The following is a 20,427-nucleotide window of genomic DNA, read 5'->3' as shown; positions in this document are numbered from 1 at the left end:
TCAGGCATCCGTCTTGTTCAAAAGTTTTCCGTTCAGCACGTAGCGCGCTCCCGTATGCGAGCAGAAGGCCTCACCCTGCTCGTTCAACTGCAATTGCTCGCCAAATTCGCTCATCCAGCCAATCTGCCGTGCGGGCACACCCACCATCAATGCATAGGCCGGTACATCCTTGTTGATGACCGCGCCGGCACCGACGAAGGCATATTCACCAATGGTAACGCCGCAGACGATGGTGCAATTGGCGCCAAGCGTCGCGCCCTTTTTTACCAGCGTATCGAGGTACTGGTCCTTGCGCTCGATCAGCGAACGCGGATTATAGACATTGGTGAAGACCATGCTGGGGCCACAGAATACGCCCTCTTCCAGCGTGACATTGTCGTAGACCGAAACATTGTTCTGGATCTTACAGCGGTCGCCGATCACGACTTTGTTGCCCACGAACACATTCTGACCGAGCGAAACGCCAACACCGATGCGGGCGCCCGCGCAAACATGGACAAAGTGCCAGACACGGGAGTTTTCACCGATCTGCGCGCCCTCATCGACGATCGCGCTTGGGTGCTGATAGTAATTCATGGCTTCAGACTCACATTAGACTGAGGTTGATCGAAAGCACGCTGCAGTGGCTCGGCAGCATAGTGCCCATAACGACGTGCACCTACCTCGTTGAGGTGGTGGCTGTCACGGTAGATGAGCAAACCTTGCTGGTAAGGCGCAGCGGCAAAGAAGCTGCTATTGGAAAGGTCCAGGAAACGCACGCCCGGCGTGCGGTCGACAATGGCCTGCACTTGCTGGTTGGCAACCTGCCACTCACGATTGAATGTCAATGGCGCCGGCAGGCCAAGCTCGGTAAAGCGCCTTACCCGCTGCACGTCTGTTTCAAACATTGGTACCTGAGCAAGCACCACGATATGTTTATGGGCTCCTGCAGTATCGACGAGAAATTCAGCAAACGCCTTGGCGAATGCTTGGCTCTGCATCTGGTACTGCCACATGCCTGCGACAATCACCCGCTCCACCTTCGGCAACTCACGAGCCACCGCCTCGATCTGCGCGCGGCAAGGTTTTTGCGCCCAGGCTGGCAGGCGTTCAATGTCAAAGCCGGGGATAGGCACGCAACTGCTGGCAGTGAGCACGCGGTAAGCAACGCCCTGCTCTTCGCCCACCTGGTCGAAGAAGTAGTTCAATTGGGCAGCATGGCTATCGCCAATTACTAGAACGGACACTTCGGCATCCGCCTTGCCTCGCTTGCACGCGCCCACTTGGGTGCCATGGCAGATAAGCTCTGGAGCAGCATAACGGGTGAGTTCCACAGACAACGGAGCGACCAGCGAGGCGTTTACACGTTGTCCACCCCACACCACCAGCGCGACCACGGCACCGGTTACAGCCCACTTGGGCAGCTGGCGCATCATGCCGGAAGCGTTTCTGGCGGGTGTTTCGACCAAGCGATAGGAAAGACATGCCAGCAGTACAGAGCTGGCCACGAAAATCGGCAACCATGCAGCCGTCAGCTCGTACTGCCCCGTGTAATAGCGAATGAACGCCAGCACCGGCCAATGCCACAGGTACAACGAATAGGAAATACCACCGATCCAGACCATCGGCCGAGTGGCTAGCAACGCGCTGACCGGACCACGCCGGGCAACGATGAGCAGCCCTGCCGCGACACAAGGCAGGATAGACCAGAAGCCTGGAAAGTGTTGCTTATCGATAGCCAGCACCGCCCAAGCCAGCAGGATTGCGCCCAGCCCACCGAATACGCTTGCAAGTAACATGGGCAGCTCGCGCTGGCGCATCAGCAAGGCAACGATGGCACCGACCATGAATTCGGGAATCCGTGCCGACAGGGCAAAATACATCCCTTCTTGCGATTCGCCCAGTCCACGGTAGCCGTTCCAGGCAAACAGACTGGCGGCTAGCAAGGCAAACGTTATGAGACGCCATTGCTTTGGCAAGCAAATGACCAGCACCGGGAAGAACAGATAGAACTGCATCTCGATGGCCAATGACCAGGTATGCAGAAGCGGCAATTCATCGGCCCGCGGCGCGAAATAACTGCCGAAGCCAGAGAAGTACTGATTGCTGGTAAACAACGCCGAGGACTTCAGGCTGTCGAGGAAAAATGCGAAGTCATCAGGCAGAAACAGGAGCGCGGACAGCGCGGACACCACCACCAGCATGACGAAATACGCCGGCAGAATACGCTTGATGCGGCTGGCATAGAATGAAACGAGATCGACCTTGTCGCTTCGCTCGGTCAACAATGCCGTTATGATGAAGCCAGAGATGACAAAAAAGATGTCGACGCCGACATAGCCGGCTTTCAGCCAGCCACTATTGGCGTGATAAAGCATGACCGCCAGCACCGCGATTGCACGCAAGCCCTGAATATCGAGACGAATGCTGCGCACGCGGCGCATCGCACCCGCTTCGTTTGGCTTGTTGAAATTATCGTTCGACACGCTGGCTTGCGATCCTGCTTGGAAAACTTGAAACGGGTGGCGCAAGGCCACCCGTGCTGTCTCGCCGATCAGCGAGAAAGGGCTTGGACGAACGGATGCGCTTCGTTGTCCGCTGCAACGACGATGGCCGCACTGCGAATGGTGTTGACCGTCTCCACGCAGTGGCGAGCATCCTCGATGCCATAACCACGCCCAGCCAGGATTTCCTCGTAGCTGGTGGTGTGCAGGTCAGTGAAGCCTTCGGAGAACTCCATTTCCTCACCGTTGACGGTAATCGAACGGTAAGTTGGCTTCTTGCCCTTTACCGATTCCGGCAGGTCGTCGGCGTCGACCGACAGGAACCAGCGTACACGTGCTTTCTCGTACTCCAGGTAACCGGCCGCCTTGTGTTCGGAAGTGAAGTGCACAACGTTGCGCTGCAACTTGCCGAAGATGAAGTGCAGCATGTCGTAGAAGTGCACGCCAATGTTGGTGGCTACGCCGAAGGACTTGCGTGGGTCACCTTTCCAGCTTTGCAGGTACCACTTGCCACGGGAAGTAATGTAGGTCAGATCGACTTCGTACTTGTGCGGGTTGTTCTCGCGGGCAACCTTGTCCTTCAAGGCAATGATTGCCTGGTGATGGCGCAGCTGCAGGATGTTGAACAGGCGCTTGCCGGTTTCCTGCTCGATCAGGGCCAACTGGTCCAACTGCTGCGGGGTCGGCACCAGCGGTTTTTCACAGATTACGTCACAGCCCAGGCGCAGACCGGCGGCAATGTGCGGTTGGTGCAGGTAGTTGGGCGAGCAGATCGACACATAATCCAAGGCGGTCTCTGGGTCGCGCTTGAGGCTGTGAGCGTGATCAAGGAAGAACTCGAACTCGGTAAAGAATTCGCTTTGCGGTGAAATGCTGTCGATGATGCCTACCGAGTCATTGATGTCATAAGCGGACACCAATGTATTGCCGGTATCCTTAATGGCGCGCATATGGCGGGGGGCGATATAACCGGCAGCACCAATTAGAGCAAAACGTTTCATCCAGAACTCTCCTGTCATCAAGCTTTGATAATATTCGATTGAGGGGCGCGATATTTACCACGACTATCGATGATCAGTTGAGCATGTTGGCTGATAAGCTCATAGTCGAACTTATCGTGGTCGGTGGCCAGAATGACAGCATCATAAGCTTTTAGAACTTCAGCAGTCAGAGGCTCACTGGAAAGGTCAAAGTGGTGCTCGCGCATCTTCGGAAACTTCAAGACGTGCGGATCGGAGTACCCTACGACGCCGCCTTTAGCCTCGATCAGTTCCATGATTTCAACCGAAGGCGACTCACGCATATCATCTACGTTCTTCTTGTAGGCGATACCAAGCACTAGAATTCTGCTGCCTTTCAAAGGCTTACCGCGCTCATTCAAGCCGTCCATCAACTTGCTCAGGACGTACTCCGGCATGGCCTGATTGACCTCTCCCGAAAGCTCGATAAACCGTGTATGCAAACCATACTCACGGGCTTTCCAAGTCAGGTAGAACGGGTCGATTGGAATGCAGTGACCACCGAGACCAGGGCCAGGGTAGTAGGCAGTAAAACCGAAGGGCTTGGTTGCAGCGGCGTCGACCACTTCGAAAATATCGATGCCCATGCGGTCAGCGACCACTTTCATCTCATTCACCAAGCCGATATTGACCGCACGGTGGATATTTTCCAGCAGCTTGGTCATTTCAGCTGCTTTGGTAGAGCTGACTTGTACAACTTGGTCAATCGCGTGCTCATAGAGAGCGACACCGACCTCGAGGCACTCAGGCGTATGCCCACCGATTACTTTTGGAATGGTACGGGTTTCAAAGTTGGGATTGCCCGGATCTTCGCGCTCCGGGGAATAGACCAGAAAGATATTCTCACCGACACGCAATCCTTTCTCTTGGACACGTGGCAGCAACTCTTCTTCTGTCGTGCCCGGATAGGTTGTACTTTCAAGAGAAACGACTTGACCAGCCCTTAAATAAGGCTTTATCGCATCAGTCGTATTTATTACGAAACTCATATCGGGTTCGCGATATTTATTTAATGGTGTCGGCACGCAGAGAATCAGCGCATCACATTCCGGCACACGAGTAAAATCGGTAGTGGCTTCAAATCCGTTTTGGCAAGCGGCTTCGATTTTTTCGCCAGGAATGTGCTCGATGTAGCTTTTACCTGAATTCAGAAGTTCAACTTTTGAACTATCGATATCAAGTCCAATAACTTTAAACCCGATCGCATTATAACGCAGCATCAAAGGCAGGCCGACGTATCCAAGACCGACGATACCGATGACGGCCTCTTTTGCTTTAAATTTGGCGACGCTCGCCTGCTTTATGCTCGACATCCAACTCTCCATTTAACTTGTCAAAACCATCTAATTCATCAGAGCTATGAATCAAGCCTGAATCCGCCTGACCCCTACCATTGCACAACTGGCAAACCTCCGCCTCAGCCCGCCGAACGGATGCTGGACGCTTTCACTTCAGTTCTTGTCAAAACTCATTATGGAGCAGCACCTCCGGCGCCTACCGCCGACTTTCCAGATGTCCCCACCATGCACAAATTTCGATACGCCACAGGCCTGTTGCTACCGACCTCCGAACGAGACGGCCATCCCGTCCCTCACAAACCGCCATTATGCCTGTTGTGTAGCAAAATGGCTTTCCTGGATTGTACTTTACTGAGTTCTGACTAGTTTTTTCAGGGCTTGCCTCAGTTGAACGGCTCGCTTCTGCCATCATTATGACATCTAACCACTGAGACCCGTCCCGACGGAGCACCTCGTGACTACAACCGATGGAGCCTCGGCACACATTAAAACCATGAACACCTAGAGTTATTCGCCACACCAATAAAAAACCCGCCTTACGAAGATAATCCTCATAAAGACGGGCTCAAACAAGCATTCGAAATCTCTCTAAAGAGTTACGAAAATACTTTAGGATCGAGAAATTGATCATCTCAACCCTGTAATTGCTGTTCCTTGCTCCGAATAACCGCAAATCGAATTAACGCAATGAAACTACCCAGCATCCCGCCAGCAATAATGCCCAGCAGCAAAATCAAAGCCTTTCTTGGTTTAATCGGGCTTTGCGGCACCTCAACGCTACCGTCTTGCCGATAAACCGAGATGCTTTCTGGATCAATATTCAATTTACGATAGAAACTGTATCGCATTTGGAGCGAACGCAAATCCGATATGAAGGCGTCGTCAGAAGCTCTCGACTCCAGCGCTTTTACTTCCGCAGCCAAGGCTTTGCTGCCTCGCTGGTAGTCCATTTTATTGCCAGTTTCTACCGTTATATCAACAGCCGCCGTAGAATTTATACTCGGGCTGCTGAGACCAATTGCTTCTGCGATCTTCAACGCTTCGCGCAACTGCTGAATCCGATCCTCACGTATTCGCTGCGCAGTCTCGCGCAAACCGACAATACGCTGCTCCAGATTACGCGCTCTTACCGCAGCCTCAGCCGTAACGTTCTTGATCAGCTCTGACTCAGCCGCTTCACTGGCGCGCGCCACATAAGCCTTCGCCCACTCCGTAGCTCGAACGGGATCTCCGCCCTGGACCGTTACCGAATAGCGATCCGGCGTATCCTTACCAGGCCCCTTGATTATTAGCTCTCGTGAGAAACGTTCGTACAATCGGTCGAGCGCGCCCTTTCGTTGGGACTCATCAAGTGAAGGAAGATAAACTTCACTGAAGAATGTCTGACGAAGAGATTCACCCTGTAAGTTTCGGGCAAATACGTCATAGACATGCTTGATGGAATAAGGATCCAGCTCAGTGCTTTTCCCTCGACCATAGTTCAACTCCGCAATACCATTCTGAGTAGGAGGCATGATAAAAAGCTGAGCTTGATAGACCGGTTTGCTGAGGTACGCATAAGCAGCTGCACCCGCGGTAACCAACAAGGTGACCGCAAGGATCAACCACTTTTGCCCCCAGAGCCCGCGCGCAAGTGCGATCAGATCGATCTCATCGGCGCCCTGGGTTTCGATACGATTATTTGGCATGGGTGATCCCGCCTCCCTTTTTTGGCATTGCGTCTACAGACACATCGAACTCACTAAAAGGCAAGACGGGCACAGCGATAGACTGAATCAAGTTAAATTTGAACAAAACGCACCCAAAGTCAGAAAAAATTGTTGGCCGTGATCCTTACACCAAGACTACTGGGCTCACATATCCATTATTTCGGCCGTCTACGCATTCCCAGGAACCACGCAAGCGACGGCCCGACTATCATACCAGCGAGAAGCGCCAGGATCACGAAAACCGAGACGGGAAGCTGCGGAGCTGACCAGCCCAGAAACAGGAGTGCGACCGGCTGGTTGTTTTCAAGTACGAACAGGACAATAGCCGAGGCCACAAGTAGTGCCAGTACGACAAGGGCCAAACGCTTAAAGTTCCGCATGAAGACTCCTCTGTTTAGGTGCTGCGTCAGAGCTCATCCCCCTCCTCCTCATTGACACGATCCCTAAGCTCTTTGCCCGGCTTGAAATGAGGGACAAACTTTCCATCCAGACTGACGGATTGACCGGTCTTTGGATTTCGACCTACACGCGGGGCGCGGTAATGCAGGGAAAAGCTGCCAAAACCACGGATTTCAATACGATCCCCCGTTGCCAGGCACTGGGACATTTGTTCAAGCATGGTCTTGATGGCCAGTTCCACATCCTTGGATGAGAGTAGCCCTTGATGGGTGACAATTCGTTCGATCAACTCCGACTTCGTCATATTTTTCCCTTCTTTTTCAAGCAGCTAGGAAAATCGCTTGAAAAGGTTTTAGCATGACCGGAGGGATTTGAACAGCCCAAGTATTGACATTCTTCACCACTCCCTTGTTGCTTCTTTCCATGCCGACAGGAAGTTTTCCTCAAGCTATCGACAGATGACCAGCATCGTACGAGTCAAATAGCCAGCCGGATTAAAACCAAAAGGGTACTGATCGTCATCCTTCGCGTCGTCGGACCGGGTAATGACCTTGTAGCCAGCCCCCTTGCACTCCCTCGCAGCCCTCTTATGGCACTTCTCCCAGCCAGAGCCCAGCCCCGAACAGTCGACCTCGATACCACTGACTCCACGCACTGCATGGGTCTTGGCGCTCGTAGAGCAACCCGCCACCACCAGGACACTCAACACCAGAAAGAGCCTATTCATTCAATTCCTTTAGACAAAGACCCAGATCGATCACTTATACAAGTCGGAGCCTTGCCCTGAATAGACGAGTGATCTGCTTCATAAAAGAGACATCTTGGTCGCAGGATTGGTTTCGCAATGCCCCAAATGAACACCATCATCGACAACGGCTTGCAGGAAGCAAAGAGCTTTGAAATATCGCACCCACAAAAAAGGGCGACCGAAGTCGCCCTTTTCATGGTCTGACAGAACTCAGTTCTGTTTTTCCATTTGTGCACGCAGCAGGTCGCCCAGAGTGGTAGGACCAGCAGCAATGTCAGCGGCTGGCTTGTCGCGCAGGCTCTGGATTGCTTCTTTCTCTTCAGCATCGTCTTTCGACTTGATGGAGAGCTGGATTACGCGGCTCTTGCGGTCAACGCTGATGATCTTGGCTTCTACTTCTTCGCCTTCTTTCAGAACGTTGCGCGCGTCTTCAACGCGGTCACGGCTGATTTCGGAGGCTTTCAGAGTCGCTTCGATATCGTCGGCCAGGGTGATGATGGCGCCTTTGGCGTCAACTTCTTTCACGATGCCCTTAACGATTGCGCCTTTGTCGTTCTCTTGAACGTACTCGGAGAACGGATCGCTTTCCAGTTGCTTGATACCCAGGGAGATACGCTCGCGCTCTGGGTCAACCGACAGGATAACGGTGTCCAGCTCGTCGCCCTTCTTGAAACGGCGTACGGCTTCTTCGCCCACTTCGTTCCAGGAGATGTCGGACAAGTGAACCAGGCCGTCGATGCCGCCGTCCAGACCAATGAAGATACCGAAATCGGTGATCGACTTGATGGTGCCGGAGATTTTATCGCCCTTGTTGAACTGGCCAGAGAAGTCTTCCCATGGGTTGGACTTGCACTGCTTGATGCCGAGGGAGATACGACGACGCTCTTCGTCGATGTCCAGAACCATGACTTCCACTTCGTCGCCGACTTGTACGACTTTCGAAGGGTGGATGTTCTTGTTGGTCCAGTCCATTTCGGAAACGTGTACCAGGCCTTCAACACCTTCTTCCAGCTCAGCGAAGCAGCCGTAGTCGGTGAGGTTGGTAACACGAGCGGTGACGCGGGTGCCTTCTGGGTAACGGGCTTTGATAGCAACCCATGGATCTTCACCCAGTTGCTTGAGGCCCAGGGAAACACGATTGCGCTCGCGATCGTACTTCAGAACCTTGACATCGATCTCGTCGCCAACATTGACGATTTCCGAAGGATGCTTGATACGCTTCCAGGCCATGTCGGTGATGTGCAGCAGGCCATCGACGCCACCCAGATCGACGAATGCGCCGTAATCGGTGAGGTTCTTGACGATACCCTTGACCTGTTGGCCTTCCTGCAGCGATTCCAGCAGAGCTTCACGCTCGGCGGAGTTCTCGGCTTCCAGGACACTGCGACGGGAAACGACAACGTTGTTGCGCTTCTGGTCCAGCTTGATGACCTTGAATTCCAGCTCTTTGCCTTCCAGGTGCGTGGTGTCGCGCACTGGACGGACGTCAACCAGGGAACCTGGCAGGAACGCACGGATGCCGTTAACGTCGACAGTGAAGCCGCCTTTAACCTTACCGTTGATAACGCCCTTGACCACTTCCTCAGCTGCGAAAGCCGCTTCCAGAACGATCCAGCATTCAGCGCGCTTGGCTTTTTCACGGGACAGCTTGGTTTCACCAAAGCCATCTTCAACCGAGTCCAGCGCAACGTGAACTTCGTCACCGACGTTGATGTTCAGTTCGCCAGCGTCGTTGTAGAACTGCTCAAGCGGGATGAGTGCTTCAGACTTCAGACCAGCGTGAACGGTTACCCAGCGCGCTTGGTAATCGATATCAACGATAACACCGGTGATGATGGAGCCTGCCTGAAGGTTCAGGGTTTTCAGGCTTTCTTCAAAGAGTTCCGCAAAGCTTTCGCTCATTTTAATTCCTGTTGATTAGGGCGAAGAATACGCCCGCCTCCACACCCCAGACGGTGTGGGTTAGTTTCATATAAAAGAAGCATCGCAGGACTATGACTGGTCCCCTGCGAAGCTTCCTGGTCACCCGGCGATATCGCGAATGGCGATCTCGCTCATGATGCGTTGCAGCACCTGATCGATGGACAACTCCGTTGAATCCAGCTGTATCGCGTCGGCCGCCGGCTTGAGCGGGGCTACTGCGCGCTGGGTGTCACGCTCGTCGCGTGCACGGATCTCATCTAGCAGACTCGACAGACTAACATCCTCGCCCTTGCCCTTCAACTGCAAATATCGGCGGCGCGCCCTCTCCTCGGCGCTGGCGGTGAGGAAAATCTTCAAAGGCGCGTCAGGAAAGACCACCGTGCCCATGTCGCGACCATCAGCCACTAGCCCCGGCGGCTCCTGGAAAGCGCGCTGACGTTGCAGCAACGCTTCGCGCACCGCTGGCAGCGCGGCGACCTGGGAGGCCCCGGCGCCCACGCTTTCGGTACGGATGACATCACTGACTTCATCACCCTCCAGGATAATGCGCTGGAGCTGACCGTCGGTCGCCGCAATGAACTGTACGTCCAGGTGAGCCGCCAGCGCCTTGAGCAACTCCTCGTTGGTCAGGTCGACGCCATGGTTGGCGGCGGCGAACGCCAGCAGACGGTACAAGGCACCCGAATCGAGCAGGTTCCAGCCCAACTGCCTGGCCAGGATCCCGGCGACGGTGCCCTTGCCCGAACCGCTTGGGCCATCGATGGTGATGACCGGTGCCTTGATGTTCACGACTGCGCCTCTTGTGCTACTCGAATACCGACCTGTGCGCACAGCGCCAGGAAGTTCGGGAACGACGTGGCGACGTTGGCGCAATCATGGATGCGAATCGGCGCGCTGGCGCGCAAAGACGCAACACTGAAGGCCATGGCGATGCGATGATCACCGTGACCATGGACTTCGCCGCCGCCGATCTGGCCGCCGTCGATGATAATGCCGTCCGGCGTCGGCTGGCACTTGACGCCCAGGGCGAGCAAGCCATCAGCCATCACCTGGATGCGATCCGACTCCTTGACCCGCAGCTCTTCGGCACCAGTCAGCACGGTGCGCCCTTCTGCACAGGCGGCCGCTACGAACAGCACCGGGAACTCGTCGATGGCCAGCGGAACCAGCGCCTCCGGAATCTCGATACCCTTGAGCTTAGCTGCTCGTACGTGCAGGTCCGCTACGGGTTCGCCGCCAACTTCACGCTGGTTTTCCAGCGTAATGTCAGCGCCCATCAGGCGCAGGATGTCGATCACGCCGGTACGGGTCGGGTTGATGCCGACGTGTTCGAGCACCAGGTCGGAGCCTTCGGCGATCGAGGCGGCCACCAGGAAGAATGCCGAGGACGAGATATCGCCCGGCACTTCGATGTGGGTCGCGGTCAGCTTGTTACCAGACTCGACGGACGCCGTGGCGCCATCCACCGTAACCGGGTAGCCGAAGCCGCGCAGCATGCGCTCGGTATGGTCGCGGGTCGGGGCCGGTTCGGTGACGGTGGTCTTGCCCTCGGCGTAGAGACCGGCCAGCAGCAAGCAGGATTTCACCTGGGCGCTAGCCATCGGCATGGTGTAGGTCAGGCCCTTGAGCTTGTTGCCGCCACGAATGGTCATCGGCGGACGACCGTCTGCCGCGGTCTCGATGACCGCGCCCATTTCCCGCAACGGGTTGGCGACGCGGTTCATCGGGCGCTTGGACAGCGAGGCGTCGCCGGTCAGGGTGCTGTCGAAGTCCTGCGCGGCCAGCAGGCCGGACAACAGACGCATCGAAGTCCCGGAATTACCCAGGTAGATCGGCCCTGGGGCAGGCTTGAGGCCGTGCAGGCCGACACCATGGATGGTCACACGGCCGTGGTGCGGGCCTTCGATGACCACCCCCATGTCGCGAAACGCCTGCAGCGTGGCCAGGGCATCTTCGCCCTCGAGGAAGCCTTCCACCTCGGTCACACCTTCGGCCAGGGAGCCGAGCATGATCGAACGGTGGGAAATCGATTTATCGCCCGGTACACGAATACGCCCACTCAGGGAGCCACCAGGTTGTGCCAGGAAAATCAGATCGTTGGAGTTCATAGCGTCCACATAGGCCCGACGGGCCAGGATTTTACTGAAATGCTCGCGGGCCACCCTGGCGCGCGTGAAAACGCCCAGCAATTGGTGCCCGTCCCCTGCATCGACCGCGTCGCGCAAGGCGTCGAGGTCGCTGCGAAATGTATCGAGTGTGCGCAAGACAGCTTCGCGGTTGGCGAGGAAGATGTCGTGCCACATGACCGGGTCGCTTCCGGCGATTCTCGTGAAATCGCGGAAACCGCCGGCAGCGTAACGGAAGATCTCAAGATTTTCATTGCGTTTGGCCAATGAATCCACCAGGCCGAACGCCAACAGGTGTGGCAAATGGCTGGTGGCGGCCAATACTTCATCGTGACGCTCGACCTGCATGTGCTCGACATCAGCGCCCAGTTCGCGCCACAAACGGTCCACCACCGCCAGCGCGGCTGGATCCGTCTGGTCCAGCGGCGTGAGAATCACTTTGTGACGACGAAACAGTTCGGCGTTGGAGGCTTCCACCCCGCTCTGCTCCGAGCCGGCAATCGGATGACCGGGCACGAAGCGCGCCGGCATCCCGTCGAAGGCCTCGGTGGCGGCGCGCACGACGTTGCCCTTGGCGCTGCCGACGTCGGTCAGGATCGCCTGCCCCAGGTTCATGGTCGCCAGGCGCGCCAACAGTTTTTCCATAGCCAGGATCGGCACTGCCAGCTGGATCACGTCCGCGCCCTGGCAAGCGATCGCCAGGTCGTCCTCGCAGCGATCGACCACACCCAGCTCCACGGCCAGCTTGCGCGACCGCGGATCCAGGTCGACACCGACCACCTCGCGGCACAGGCCGCTTTCACGCAAGCCCTTGGCGAACGAACCGCCGATCAACCCCAGGCCGACCACCACCAGGCGACCGATCATAGGGGCAGCAGATTGCAGCGAAGTGACATCAACCACGAACCAGGACCTTGCTCAACACCTCGAGGAAACGGCTGTTTTCCGCCGGCAGGCCGATGGTGACGCGCAAGTGGTTCGGCATGCCGTAATTGGCCACCGGACGCACGATCACACCTTCGCGCAACAGCCCCTGGTACACCGGCGCGGCGACACGCCCCAGGTCGATGCAGATGAAATTGCCTTTGGATGGAATCCAGCCCAGGCCCAGCTCACGCAGCCCCGCCTCCAACTGCTGCATGCCGGCCGCGTTGAGGCGACGGCTTTCAGCCAGGTAGGCTTCATCCTGCAAGGCCGCACAGGCGGCGGCCAGGGCGAAGCCGTTGACGTTGAACGGCTGGCGCACGCGGTTCAGCACATCGGCCACCACGGCGGTGGACAGGCCGTAGCCGACCCGCAGCGAGGCCAGGCCATAGGCTTTGGAGAAGGTGCGCGAAACCAGCAGGTTCGGGTAGGCGGCGAGGAAATCCAGCCCATCGGGCAAATCGCTGCCTTCGGCGTATTCGATGTAAGCCTCGTCCAACACCACCAGCACGTGCGCGGGCACGTCCTGCAGGAAGTCATCCAGGGCCTGGGCATCGAACCAGGTGCCGGTCGGGTTGTTCGGATTGGCAATGAAAACCACGCGGGTGTTGGCATCGATGGCGGCCAGCATGGCGGGCAGGTCGTGCCCCCAGTCCTTGGCGGGAACCACATGGGCATCCGCGCCGACGGCCTGGGTCGCGATCGGGTAGACCGCGAACGCGTGCTCGCTGAACACCGCGTTGAGACCTGGCGCCAGGTACGCACGAGCGACCAGCTCAAGGATGTCGTTGGAACCATTGCCCAGCGTCACCTGGCTCAGCTCGACACCACAGCGCTCGGCCAGCAGGCTCTTGAGCGCAAAGCCATTGCCATCGGGGTAACGGGTCAGCTCGGCCAGTTCGTCGCGGATCGCCGCCAGTGCCTTGGGGCTTGCGCCCAACGGGTTTTCGTTGCTCGCCAACTTGACGATGCTGGCCGGATCCAGGTCCAGCTCACGGGCCAGCTCGTCCACGGGTTTGCCCGGAACGTAAGGCGAGAGTTGTTGCACGCCTGGCTGAGCCAGAGCGAGGAAGTTGCCACTCATTTGCTATCCGCCCTTAAAGAACTGCCTTGGGGTAGGAACCCAGCACCTTGAGTGCCACTGCTTCCTGACTGATTTTCTCCAGCACACCTTTTACCAGCGGATCGCGGTGGTGGCCGACGAAATCGATGAAGAACACGTAGGTCCATTTACCGCTGCGCGACGGACGGGTCTCGATCCGCGTCAGGTCGATACCGTTGTCATGGAACGGCACCAGCAGCTCATGGAGCGCACCGGGCTTGTTGCTCATGGAAACGATGATCGAGGTCTTGTCGTCGCCGGTCGGCGGGACTTCCTGGCTGCCGATCATCAGGAATCGCGTGGAGTTGTCCGGGCGATCCTCGATTTTTTCGGCCAGGCGCGTCAGCCCATAGAGGCCGGCCGCCATATCGCCAGCAATCGCCGCCGAGTTCCATTCGCCCTTGACCCGCTTGGCCGCCTCGGCGTTGCTCGATACAGCCACGCGTTCGACGTTCGGGTAATGGGCGTCCAGCCACTTGCGGCACTGGGCCAACGACTGGGCGTGGGAATAGATCCGGCTGATGCTGTCGGTCTTGGTGTTCTCGCCCACCAGCAGGTGGTGGTGGATGCGCAACTCGACTTCGCCGCAGATCACCATGTCGTGCTCGAGGAAACTGTCCAGCGTGTGGTTGACTGCGCCTTCGGTGGAGTTCTCCACCGGCACCACGCCAAAATTCACCGCGCCGGCGGCCACTTCACGGAACACTTCGTCAATGGCCGCCATCGGCTTGCTGATCACGGCGTGCCCGAAGTGCTTCATGGCCGCCGCCTGGGTGAAGGTACCTTCCGGCCCCAGGTAGGCGACTTTCAGCGGCTGCTCGAGGGCCAGGCACGACGACATGATTTCGCGGAACAGACGCGCCATCTCTTCGTTGCCCAGCGGTCCCTTGTTGCGCTCCATGACACGCTTGAGCACCTGCGCTTCACGCTCGGGGCGATAGAACACCGGCACTTCGCCTTCGGCCAGGGAGGCCATCTTCACCCGGGCGACTTCCTGGGCGCAGCGCGCGCGCTCGCTGATCAGCTCCAGGACCTTTTCGTCCAGGGCATCGATACGCAAGCGCAGCGCCTTGAGTTCTTGCTCAGACATCAGCCATGTTCCTTCTCGAACTCTGCCATGTAGGCGATCAACGCATTGACGGCGTTGATGTCGACGGCGTTGTAGATGGAGGCGCGCATGCCACCGACCGAACGGTGGCCCTTGAGGTTCAGCAGGCCACGCTCGTCGGCACCGGCCAGGAACGGCTTGTCGAGACGGTCATCGGCCAGGCGGAACGGCACGTTCATCCAGGAACGATCGGTCTTGTTGATCGGGTTGCTGTAGAGGCCGCTGGCGTCGATGAAGTCATACAGCGTGCGCTGCTTCACTTCGTTGAGCTTGCCGATGGCTTCGACACCGCCCTGCTCCTTCAGCCATTCGAACACCAGGCCCGACAGGTACCAGGCCAGGGTCGGCGGGGTGTTGTACATCGAGCCGTTGTCGGCCGCGACCTTGTAGTTGAGCATGGTCGGGCACAGGGAGCGGGCACGCCCCAGCAGGTCTTCACGGATGATGCTGACCAGGATGCCGCTTGGGCCGATGTTCTTCTGGGCACCCGCGTAGATCATGCCGAAACGGGAGATATCCACAGGGCGCGAGAGGATGTCCGAGGACATGTCGGCCACCAATGGCACGTCGCCCGTTTCCGGGATCCAGTTGAATTCCAGGCCACCGATGGTTTCGTTCGGCGCATAGTGAACGTAGGCCGCGTCCTTGGACAGGTTCCACTCGTTCTGGCCGGGAATCGCGAAATAGTCGTAGGGCTTGGCGGTGGCGGCCACGTTGACGTGACCGTAGCGCGAAGCTTCTTCGATGGCTTTCTGCGACCAGATGCCGGTGTCGATGTAGTCGGCCTTGCCGTTTTCCGGCAGCAGGTTCAACGGAATCTGGGCGAACTGCTGGCTCGCGCCGCCTTGCAGGAACAGCACCTTGTAGTTGGACGGGATGTTCAGCAGATCACGCAGGTCCTGCTCGGCCTTGGTGGCAATGGACACGAACTCATCGCTGCGATGGCTCATTTCCATGACCGACAGGCCCTTGCCATGCCAGTCGAGAAGTTCACCCTGGGCACGCTTCAGGACCGCTTCAGGAAGCGCCGCCGGGCCGGCACAGAAGTTATAGGCTCTCTTGCTCACATCCAATCTCGCTCTGATCTGGTGGTCACATAAATCTTTTGGTCTACGGATGATCGTTCCTACGCTCTGCGTGGGAATGCATCCAATGACGCCCTGCGTCATGGGACGCGGAGCGTCCCAAGCGGCATTCCCACGCAGAGCGTGGGAACGATCCTGCTCTTGTTCAACGCCAAGTCGCAAATTTTCAAAAGAGACAAACAACAAGGGGGCGAATCTTCATCCGCCCCCTGCGTGTCCGCTTAGTCCTGCGGTTCTTCTTCGTCTGCGGCGGCGTCGAGCGGTTGGTCGCCGACAGCGTCGTCGACATCGGCCCCGAGGGTGCCGTCGAACGCCGCGTCTTCCTCGCCTTCCAACTCCTCGCCTTCAACCTCCGACGGTTCCTGGACCCGCTCAAGCCCGACCAGTGTTTCGTCGCTGGCCAGCTTGATCAGCGTCACGCCCTGGGTGTTACGACCCAGGCTCGACACTTCGGCGACTCGCGTGCGCACCAGGGTGCCCTGGTCGGAGATCAACATGATCTCCTCGCCATCGAGCACCTGGACCGCACCCACCAGACGACCGTTACGCTCGTTGCTGACCATGGCGATAACGCCCTGGCCGCCACGCTTGTACTCGGGGAACTCGCTGATGGCCGTGCGCTTGCCATAACCACGGGCCGAAGCGGTGAGGATCTGGCTGCCTTCTTCGGGGATCAGCATGGAAATCAGCTTCTGGCCTTCCGGCAGACGCATGCCGCGCACACCGCGAGCGGTACGGCCCATGGCGCGAACGTCGGACTCCTTGAAGCGAGTGACCTTACCGCCGTCGGAGAACAGCATGACCTCACGCTCGCCGTCGGTGATGGCGGCGGAGATCAGCACGTCACCTTCATCCAGTTCCAGGGCGATCAGACCGACGCTGCGCTGACGGCTGAAGGATTCCAGCGGGGTCTTCTTCACGGTTCCGTTGGCGGTGGCCATGAAGATGTAGTGACCCTCGGTGTACTCTTCCACCGGCAACATGGTGGTGATGTATTCACCATCGTCCAGCGGCAACAGGTTGACCAGCGGACGGCCACGAGCGGCACGGGACGCTTCCGGAATTTCGTAGGTCTTGAGCCAGTACACCTTGCCCTTGCTGGAGAACAGCAGCAGCGTGGTGTGGCTGTTGGCGACCAGCAGGTGAGCGATGTAGTCCTCGTCCTTGACGCCCGTCGCGGACTTGCCTTTGCCGCCGCGACGCTGGGCCTGGTAGGCGGCCAGCGGCTGGGTCTTGGCATAGCCGCCGTGGGAAATGGTCACCACGCGCTCTTCTTCCGGGATCATGTCACCCAGGGTCAGGTCCAGGCGCGCATCGAGGATCTCGGTGCGGCGCACGTCGCCGTATTCGGCGCGGATCACTTCCAGCTCTTCGCGAATCACTTCCATCAGGCGCGTAGCGCTGTTGAGGATGCGGATCAGCTCGCCGATCTGGTTGAGGATTTCCTGGTACTCGGCCAGCAGCTTCTCGTGCTCGAGGCCGGTCAGGCGGTGCAGGCGCAGCTCCAGGATGGCTTGCGCCTGTTCCGGGGACAGGAAGTACTTGCCTTCGCGCAGGCCGTATTGCGGGTCGAGATTCTCCGGGCGGCAAGAATCGGCGCCAGCGCGCTCGACCATTGCCATCACCGCAGTGGACTCCCAAGGGGTGCTGATCAGCGCTTCCTTGGCTTCCGACGGGGTTGGCGAGGCCTTGATCAAGGCGATCACCGGGTCGATGTTCGACAGGGCAACGGCCTGGCCTTCGAGAATGTGGCCACGCTCGCGAGCCTTGCGCAGTTCGAACACCGTGCGGCGGGTGACCACTTCACGACGGTGACGCACGAAGGCTTCCAGCAGGTCCTTGAGGTTCAGGATCCGCGGACGGCCGTCGATCAGCGCAACGATGTTGATGCCGAACACGCTTTGCAGCTGGGTCTGGGCGTAGAGGTTGTTGAGGATCACCTCAGGTACTTCGCCACGGCGCAGCTCGATCACGACACGCATGCCGTCCTTGTCGGACTCGTCACGCAGCTCGGTGATGCCTTCGAGTTTTTTCTCTTTCACCAGCTCGGCGATCTTCTCGATCAGGCGAGCCTTGTTCAACTGGTACGGCAATTCGGTGATGACGATCTGCTGGCGGCCGCCGACCTTGTCGATGTCTTCCACCGTCGAGCGGGCGCGCATGTAAATGCGGCCACGGCCGGTGCGGTAGGCTTCGATGATGCCGGCGCGACCGTTGATGATCGCAGCGGTCGGGAAATCCGGACCGGGGATATATTGCATCAGCTCATCGACGGTCAGCTCGGGATTGTCGATGAGGGCCAGGCAACCGTCGATGACTTCACCGAGGTTGTGCGGCGGGATGTTGGTCGCCATGCCCACGGCGATACCGCTGGAACCGTTGACGAGCAGGTTCGGGATACGGGTCGGCATGACCGCCGGGATCATTTCGGTGCCGTCGTAGTTCGGCACCCAGTCCACGGTTTCCTTGTGCAGGTCGGCCAGCAGCTCGTGGGCCAGCTTGGTCATGCGCACTTCGGTGTATCGCATGGCCGCGGCGTTGTCGCCGTCCACCGAACCGAAGTTGCCCTGGCCGTCTACCAGCAGGTAGCGCAAGGAGAAGGGTTGCGCCATACGAACGATGGTGTCGTACACGGCAGTGTCGCCGTGGGGGTGATACTTACCGATCACGTCGCCGACGACACGGGCGGATTTCTTGTACGGCTTGTTGAAGTCGTTGCCCAGCTCGCTCATCGCGAACAGCACGCGCCGATGCACGGGCTTCAAGCCATCGCGCGCATCCGGCAGCGCCCGCCCGACGATTACGCTCATTGCGTAGTCGAGGTAGGACTGTTTCAGCTCGTCTTCGATATTGACCGGGAGGATTTCTTTGGCCAGTTCGCCCATGAGAAGCCTGATTCCTTTTTCTGGTGAAACCTCGTCACATCCAGATGGGACGAACGAAGCTCGCCGCTGCAGAACAAATGCCGTGCAGCGACTTACGACAAATCAACGAGTTATGCCATGGATCTGCGCAGTAAAGGCCACCTCGCGAGGCAGCCCTGGAAACCGCCGGATGTTATCACAAGAGCCGCCACGCACCTATCCCCCAGATGCGCATGGTGCATAGTTAGTTGACCGGTGACAGGCTGATATGGGACCAGAGGGGCTTAGAAGCGCTGCGGATAGAGATTCAGGGGCAAAATGCAAGGGATTTGTTGCCTTCAAGGGCCTCATCGCGAGCAAGCTCGCTCCCACAGGGATCTGTGCATGCTCGAGATTTCGGCCACGAACCCGATCCAATGTGGGAGCGAGCTTGCTCGCGATGGCGACAGGTCAGACAGCACAAGCCATCAGTGCAACCGCTTGCGGCACATCAACTGCGCCAGTTTCGCGGTGTCCGGGCGCTCGATGATGCCCTTCTCCGTGACGATGACGTCGATCAGGTCCGCCGGAGTGATATCGAAGACCGGATTGAAGGCACCTACCTCCGCGCCGAGCCCCCTGCCACCGATTTCCAGCAGTTCGCGCCCGTCGCCCTCCTCCGCCGGAATGTCTTCACCGCTGGCCAGGCTCATGTCGATGATCGAGCTCGGTGCCACTACCATGAAGCGCACACCATGGTGCATGGCACAGACCGCCAGCTGATAAGTGCCTATCTTGTTCGCTACGTCGCCATTGGCGGCGATGCAATCGGCACCGACGATCACCCAGGTCACACCCTTGGTCTTCATGATATGGGCAGCGGCGGAATCGGCGTTGAGGGTCACCGGAATGCCTTCCCGGGCCAGTTCCCATGCCGTCAAACGCGAGCCTTGCAGCCACGGCCGGGTTTCGTCGGCATAGACACGCTCCACCATGCCTTCGATATACGCACCCCGGATAACCCCCAAGGCCGTGCCAAAACCGCCGGTGGCCAGGGCGCCGGTGTTGCAATGGGTGAGAATGGCCTGGGCGTTGCCCTGGTGCTTGCGGATCAGGTCGACCCCCAACTGGGCCATGGTCAGGTTGGCTTCGCGATCGCTCACGTGGATCGCGATGGCTTCGGCCTCGAGTGCCGCCAGCGGCTCGGTATGCTCTTTCAAGCGCCCCAGCCGGTCGCGCATTCGATCCAGCGCCCAGAACAGGTTTGCCGCCGTCGGCCGGGCTGCGGCCAGCAAGGCAAAATCGGCCTCCAGGGCCGCTTGCCAATCGCCTCCTTCGGCCATTCTGGCCTGCGCCGCCAGCACCACGCCATACGCCGCACTGATGCCAATGACCGGCGCACCGCGCACGGCCATCGAGCCAATGGCCTCGGCCACATCGGCCACACGTGTGCAGGCGATCCAGCTTTCCTCGAACGGCAAGCTACGCTGGTCCAGCAGGTACAGGACGCCATCACGCCAATCGATGGCCTTCACCTTCTCCGCAGCCAATAGTCGATCGCGCATCCTTCACCCCGCACTCATGAACAAAAGCCGCCGATTATAGCGATCCCTCCGCGAAGACGCTCGGGTATACTTCGCCATCCTTTATACCCCATGGA

Annotated in this window: 16 protein-coding genes; all 16 read right to left on the bottom strand. The window is 58.2% G+C overall.

The window, feature by feature from the left end; genetic code table 11:
* The 16 genes from wbpD to mtnA all read right to left on the bottom strand — a co-directional run bounded on the left by wbpD (nucleotide 1) and on the right by mtnA (nucleotide 20,332).
* Nucleotides 1–576, bottom strand: a complete 576-nt coding sequence (gene wbpD, locus BLP82_RS11370; RefSeq protein ID WP_092167537.1) for a UDP-2-acetamido-3-amino-2,3-dideoxy-D-glucuronate N-acetyltransferase — start codon at nucleotides 574–576, stop codon at nucleotides 1–3.
* Nucleotides 573–2,423 carry an acyltransferase family protein gene (locus BLP82_RS11365; RefSeq protein WP_092167607.1) on the bottom strand — a complete coding sequence of 617 codons (1,851 nt, stop codon included), beginning with the start codon at nucleotides 2,421–2,423 and terminating at the stop codon, nucleotides 573–575. Before BLP82_RS11365 ends, wbpD begins: the two co-directional genes overlap by 4 nt.
* A gap of 110 nt (nucleotides 2,424–2,533) precedes the next feature.
* Complete coding sequence (gene wbpB / locus BLP82_RS11360) at nucleotides 2,534–3,484, bottom strand: UDP-N-acetyl-2-amino-2-deoxy-D-glucuronate oxidase (RefSeq protein ID WP_092167535.1); 951 nt, start codon at nucleotides 3,482–3,484, stop codon at nucleotides 2,534–2,536.
* Between the two features lie 17 nt (nucleotides 3,485–3,501).
* A complete protein-coding gene (wbpA, locus tag BLP82_RS11355) occupies nucleotides 3,502–4,815 on the bottom strand; it encodes a UDP-N-acetyl-D-glucosamine 6-dehydrogenase (RefSeq protein WP_092167532.1) in 1,314 nt (437 codons plus the stop codon).
* A gap of 617 nt (nucleotides 4,816–5,432) precedes the next feature.
* Nucleotides 5,433–6,488 carry an LPS O-antigen chain length determinant protein WzzB gene (locus BLP82_RS11350; RefSeq protein WP_092167529.1) on the bottom strand — a complete coding sequence of 352 codons (1,056 nt, stop codon included), beginning with the start codon at nucleotides 6,486–6,488 and terminating at the stop codon, nucleotides 5,433–5,435.
* A gap of 176 nt (nucleotides 6,489–6,664) precedes the next feature.
* On the bottom strand, nucleotides 6,665–6,889 hold the full coding sequence (locus BLP82_RS11345; protein WP_041475801.1) for a lipopolysaccharide assembly protein LapA domain-containing protein: 225 nt from the start codon (nucleotides 6,887–6,889) through the stop codon (nucleotides 6,665–6,667).
* Between the two features lie 26 nt (nucleotides 6,890–6,915).
* Nucleotides 6,916–7,212 (bottom strand): integration host factor subunit beta, encoded by a 297-nt coding sequence (gene ihfB, locus BLP82_RS11340; RefSeq protein WP_003199243.1) that lies wholly within the window; start codon nucleotides 7,210–7,212, stop codon nucleotides 6,916–6,918.
* Between the two features lie 144 nt (nucleotides 7,213–7,356).
* Nucleotides 7,357–7,635 carry a hypothetical protein gene (locus BLP82_RS31605; RefSeq protein ID WP_092167526.1) on the bottom strand — a complete coding sequence of 93 codons (279 nt, stop codon included), beginning with the start codon at nucleotides 7,633–7,635 and terminating at the stop codon, nucleotides 7,357–7,359.
* A 231-nt stretch (nucleotides 7,636–7,866) separates the two neighbouring features.
* Nucleotides 7,867–9,558 carry a 30S ribosomal protein S1 gene (gene rpsA / locus BLP82_RS11330; RefSeq protein WP_053120388.1) on the bottom strand — a complete coding sequence of 564 codons (1,692 nt, stop codon included), beginning with the start codon at nucleotides 9,556–9,558 and terminating at the stop codon, nucleotides 7,867–7,869.
* 120 nt (nucleotides 9,559–9,678) lie between these two features.
* Nucleotides 9,679–10,368, bottom strand: a complete 690-nt coding sequence (cmk, locus tag BLP82_RS11325; protein WP_014337227.1) for a (d)CMP kinase — start codon at nucleotides 10,366–10,368, stop codon at nucleotides 9,679–9,681.
* Nucleotides 10,365–12,572 (bottom strand): bifunctional prephenate dehydrogenase/3-phosphoshikimate 1-carboxyvinyltransferase, encoded by a 2,208-nt coding sequence (locus BLP82_RS11320; protein ID WP_256576585.1) that lies wholly within the window; start codon nucleotides 12,570–12,572, stop codon nucleotides 10,365–10,367. The genes cmk and BLP82_RS11320 overlap by 4 nt, the downstream gene beginning before the upstream one ends.
* A gap of 28 nt (nucleotides 12,573–12,600) precedes the next feature.
* Nucleotides 12,601–13,713 carry a histidinol-phosphate transaminase gene (gene hisC, locus BLP82_RS11315; RefSeq protein WP_092167521.1) on the bottom strand — a complete coding sequence of 371 codons (1,113 nt, stop codon included), beginning with the start codon at nucleotides 13,711–13,713 and terminating at the stop codon, nucleotides 12,601–12,603.
* 13 nt (nucleotides 13,714–13,726) lie between these two features.
* Nucleotides 13,727–14,821: a prephenate dehydratase gene (gene pheA, locus BLP82_RS11310; protein WP_003199233.1), complete on the bottom strand. Its 1,095-nt coding sequence runs from the start codon at nucleotides 14,819–14,821 to the stop codon at nucleotides 13,727–13,729.
* Entirely contained in the window at nucleotides 14,821–15,906 is a 1,086-nt protein-coding gene (gene serC / locus BLP82_RS11305; RefSeq protein WP_041024563.1) for a 3-phosphoserine/phosphohydroxythreonine transaminase, read from the bottom strand. The genes pheA and serC overlap by 1 nt, the downstream gene beginning before the upstream one ends.
* A 239-nt stretch (nucleotides 15,907–16,145) precedes the next feature.
* The gene (gene gyrA, locus BLP82_RS11300) at nucleotides 16,146–18,809 is read right to left on the bottom strand and encodes a DNA gyrase subunit A (protein WP_092167520.1); all 2,664 of its coding nucleotides are present in this window, start codon (nucleotides 18,807–18,809) and stop codon (nucleotides 16,146–16,148) included.
* 446 nt (nucleotides 18,810–19,255) lie between these two features.
* The gene (mtnA, locus tag BLP82_RS11295; protein ID WP_092167518.1) at nucleotides 19,256–20,332 is read right to left on the bottom strand and encodes an S-methyl-5-thioribose-1-phosphate isomerase; all 1,077 of its coding nucleotides are present in this window, start codon (nucleotides 20,330–20,332) and stop codon (nucleotides 19,256–19,258) included.
* Nucleotides 20,333–20,427 lie beyond the last annotated feature (95 nt).

Source organism: Pseudomonas sp. NFACC37-1 (genome assembly GCF_900101575.1).
Taxonomy (GTDB): domain Bacteria; phylum Pseudomonadota; class Gammaproteobacteria; order Pseudomonadales; family Pseudomonadaceae; genus Aquipseudomonas; species Aquipseudomonas fluorescens_AA.
Note: the sequence above shows the minus strand (reverse complement) of the source record. Positions and strands in the feature narration are given on the sequence as shown.

What these genes read in the sequence shown, in the direction of transcription:
- wbpA (WP_092167532.1), bottom strand. Translation starts at nt 4,815, where the DNA reads ATGTCGAGCATAAAGCAGGCGAGCGTCGCCAAATTTAAAGCAAAAGAG.
- ihfB (WP_003199243.1), bottom strand. Translation starts at nt 7,212, where the DNA reads ATGACGAAGTCGGAGTTGATCGAACGAATTGTCACCCATCAAGGGCTA.
- BLP82_RS11365 (WP_092167607.1), bottom strand. Translation starts at nt 2,423, where the DNA reads ATGCGCCGCGTGCGCAGCATTCGTCTCGATATTCAGGGCTTGCGTGCA.
- hisC (WP_092167521.1), bottom strand. Translation starts at nt 13,713, where the DNA reads ATGAGTGGCAACTTCCTCGCTCTGGCTCAGCCAGGCGTGCAACAACTC.
- rpsA (WP_053120388.1), bottom strand. Translation starts at nt 9,558, where the DNA reads ATGAGCGAAAGCTTTGCGGAACTCTTTGAAGAAAGCCTGAAAACCCTG.
- wbpB (WP_092167535.1), bottom strand. Translation starts at nt 3,484, where the DNA reads ATGAAACGTTTTGCTCTAATTGGTGCTGCCGGTTATATCGCCCCCCGC.
- BLP82_RS11350 (WP_092167529.1), bottom strand. Translation starts at nt 6,488, where the DNA reads ATGCCAAATAATCGTATCGAAACCCAGGGCGCCGATGAGATCGATCTG.
- BLP82_RS11320 (WP_256576585.1), bottom strand. Translation starts at nt 12,572, where the DNA reads ATGATCGGTCGCCTGGTGGTGGTCGGCCTGGGGTTGATCGGCGGTTCG.
- BLP82_RS31605 (WP_092167526.1), bottom strand. Translation starts at nt 7,635, where the DNA reads ATGAATAGGCTCTTTCTGGTGTTGAGTGTCCTGGTGGTGGCGGGTTGC.
- wbpD (WP_092167537.1), bottom strand. Translation starts at nt 576, where the DNA reads ATGAATTACTATCAGCACCCAAGCGCGATCGTCGATGAGGGCGCGCAG.
- pheA (WP_003199233.1), bottom strand. Translation starts at nt 14,821, where the DNA reads ATGTCTGAGCAAGAACTCAAGGCGCTGCGCTTGCGTATCGATGCCCTG.
- gyrA (WP_092167520.1), bottom strand. Translation starts at nt 18,809, where the DNA reads ATGGGCGAACTGGCCAAAGAAATCCTCCCGGTCAATATCGAAGACGAG.
- BLP82_RS11345 (WP_041475801.1), bottom strand. Translation starts at nt 6,889, where the DNA reads ATGCGGAACTTTAAGCGTTTGGCCCTTGTCGTACTGGCACTACTTGTG.
- mtnA (WP_092167518.1), bottom strand. Translation starts at nt 20,332, where the DNA reads ATGCGCGATCGACTATTGGCTGCGGAGAAGGTGAAGGCCATCGATTGG.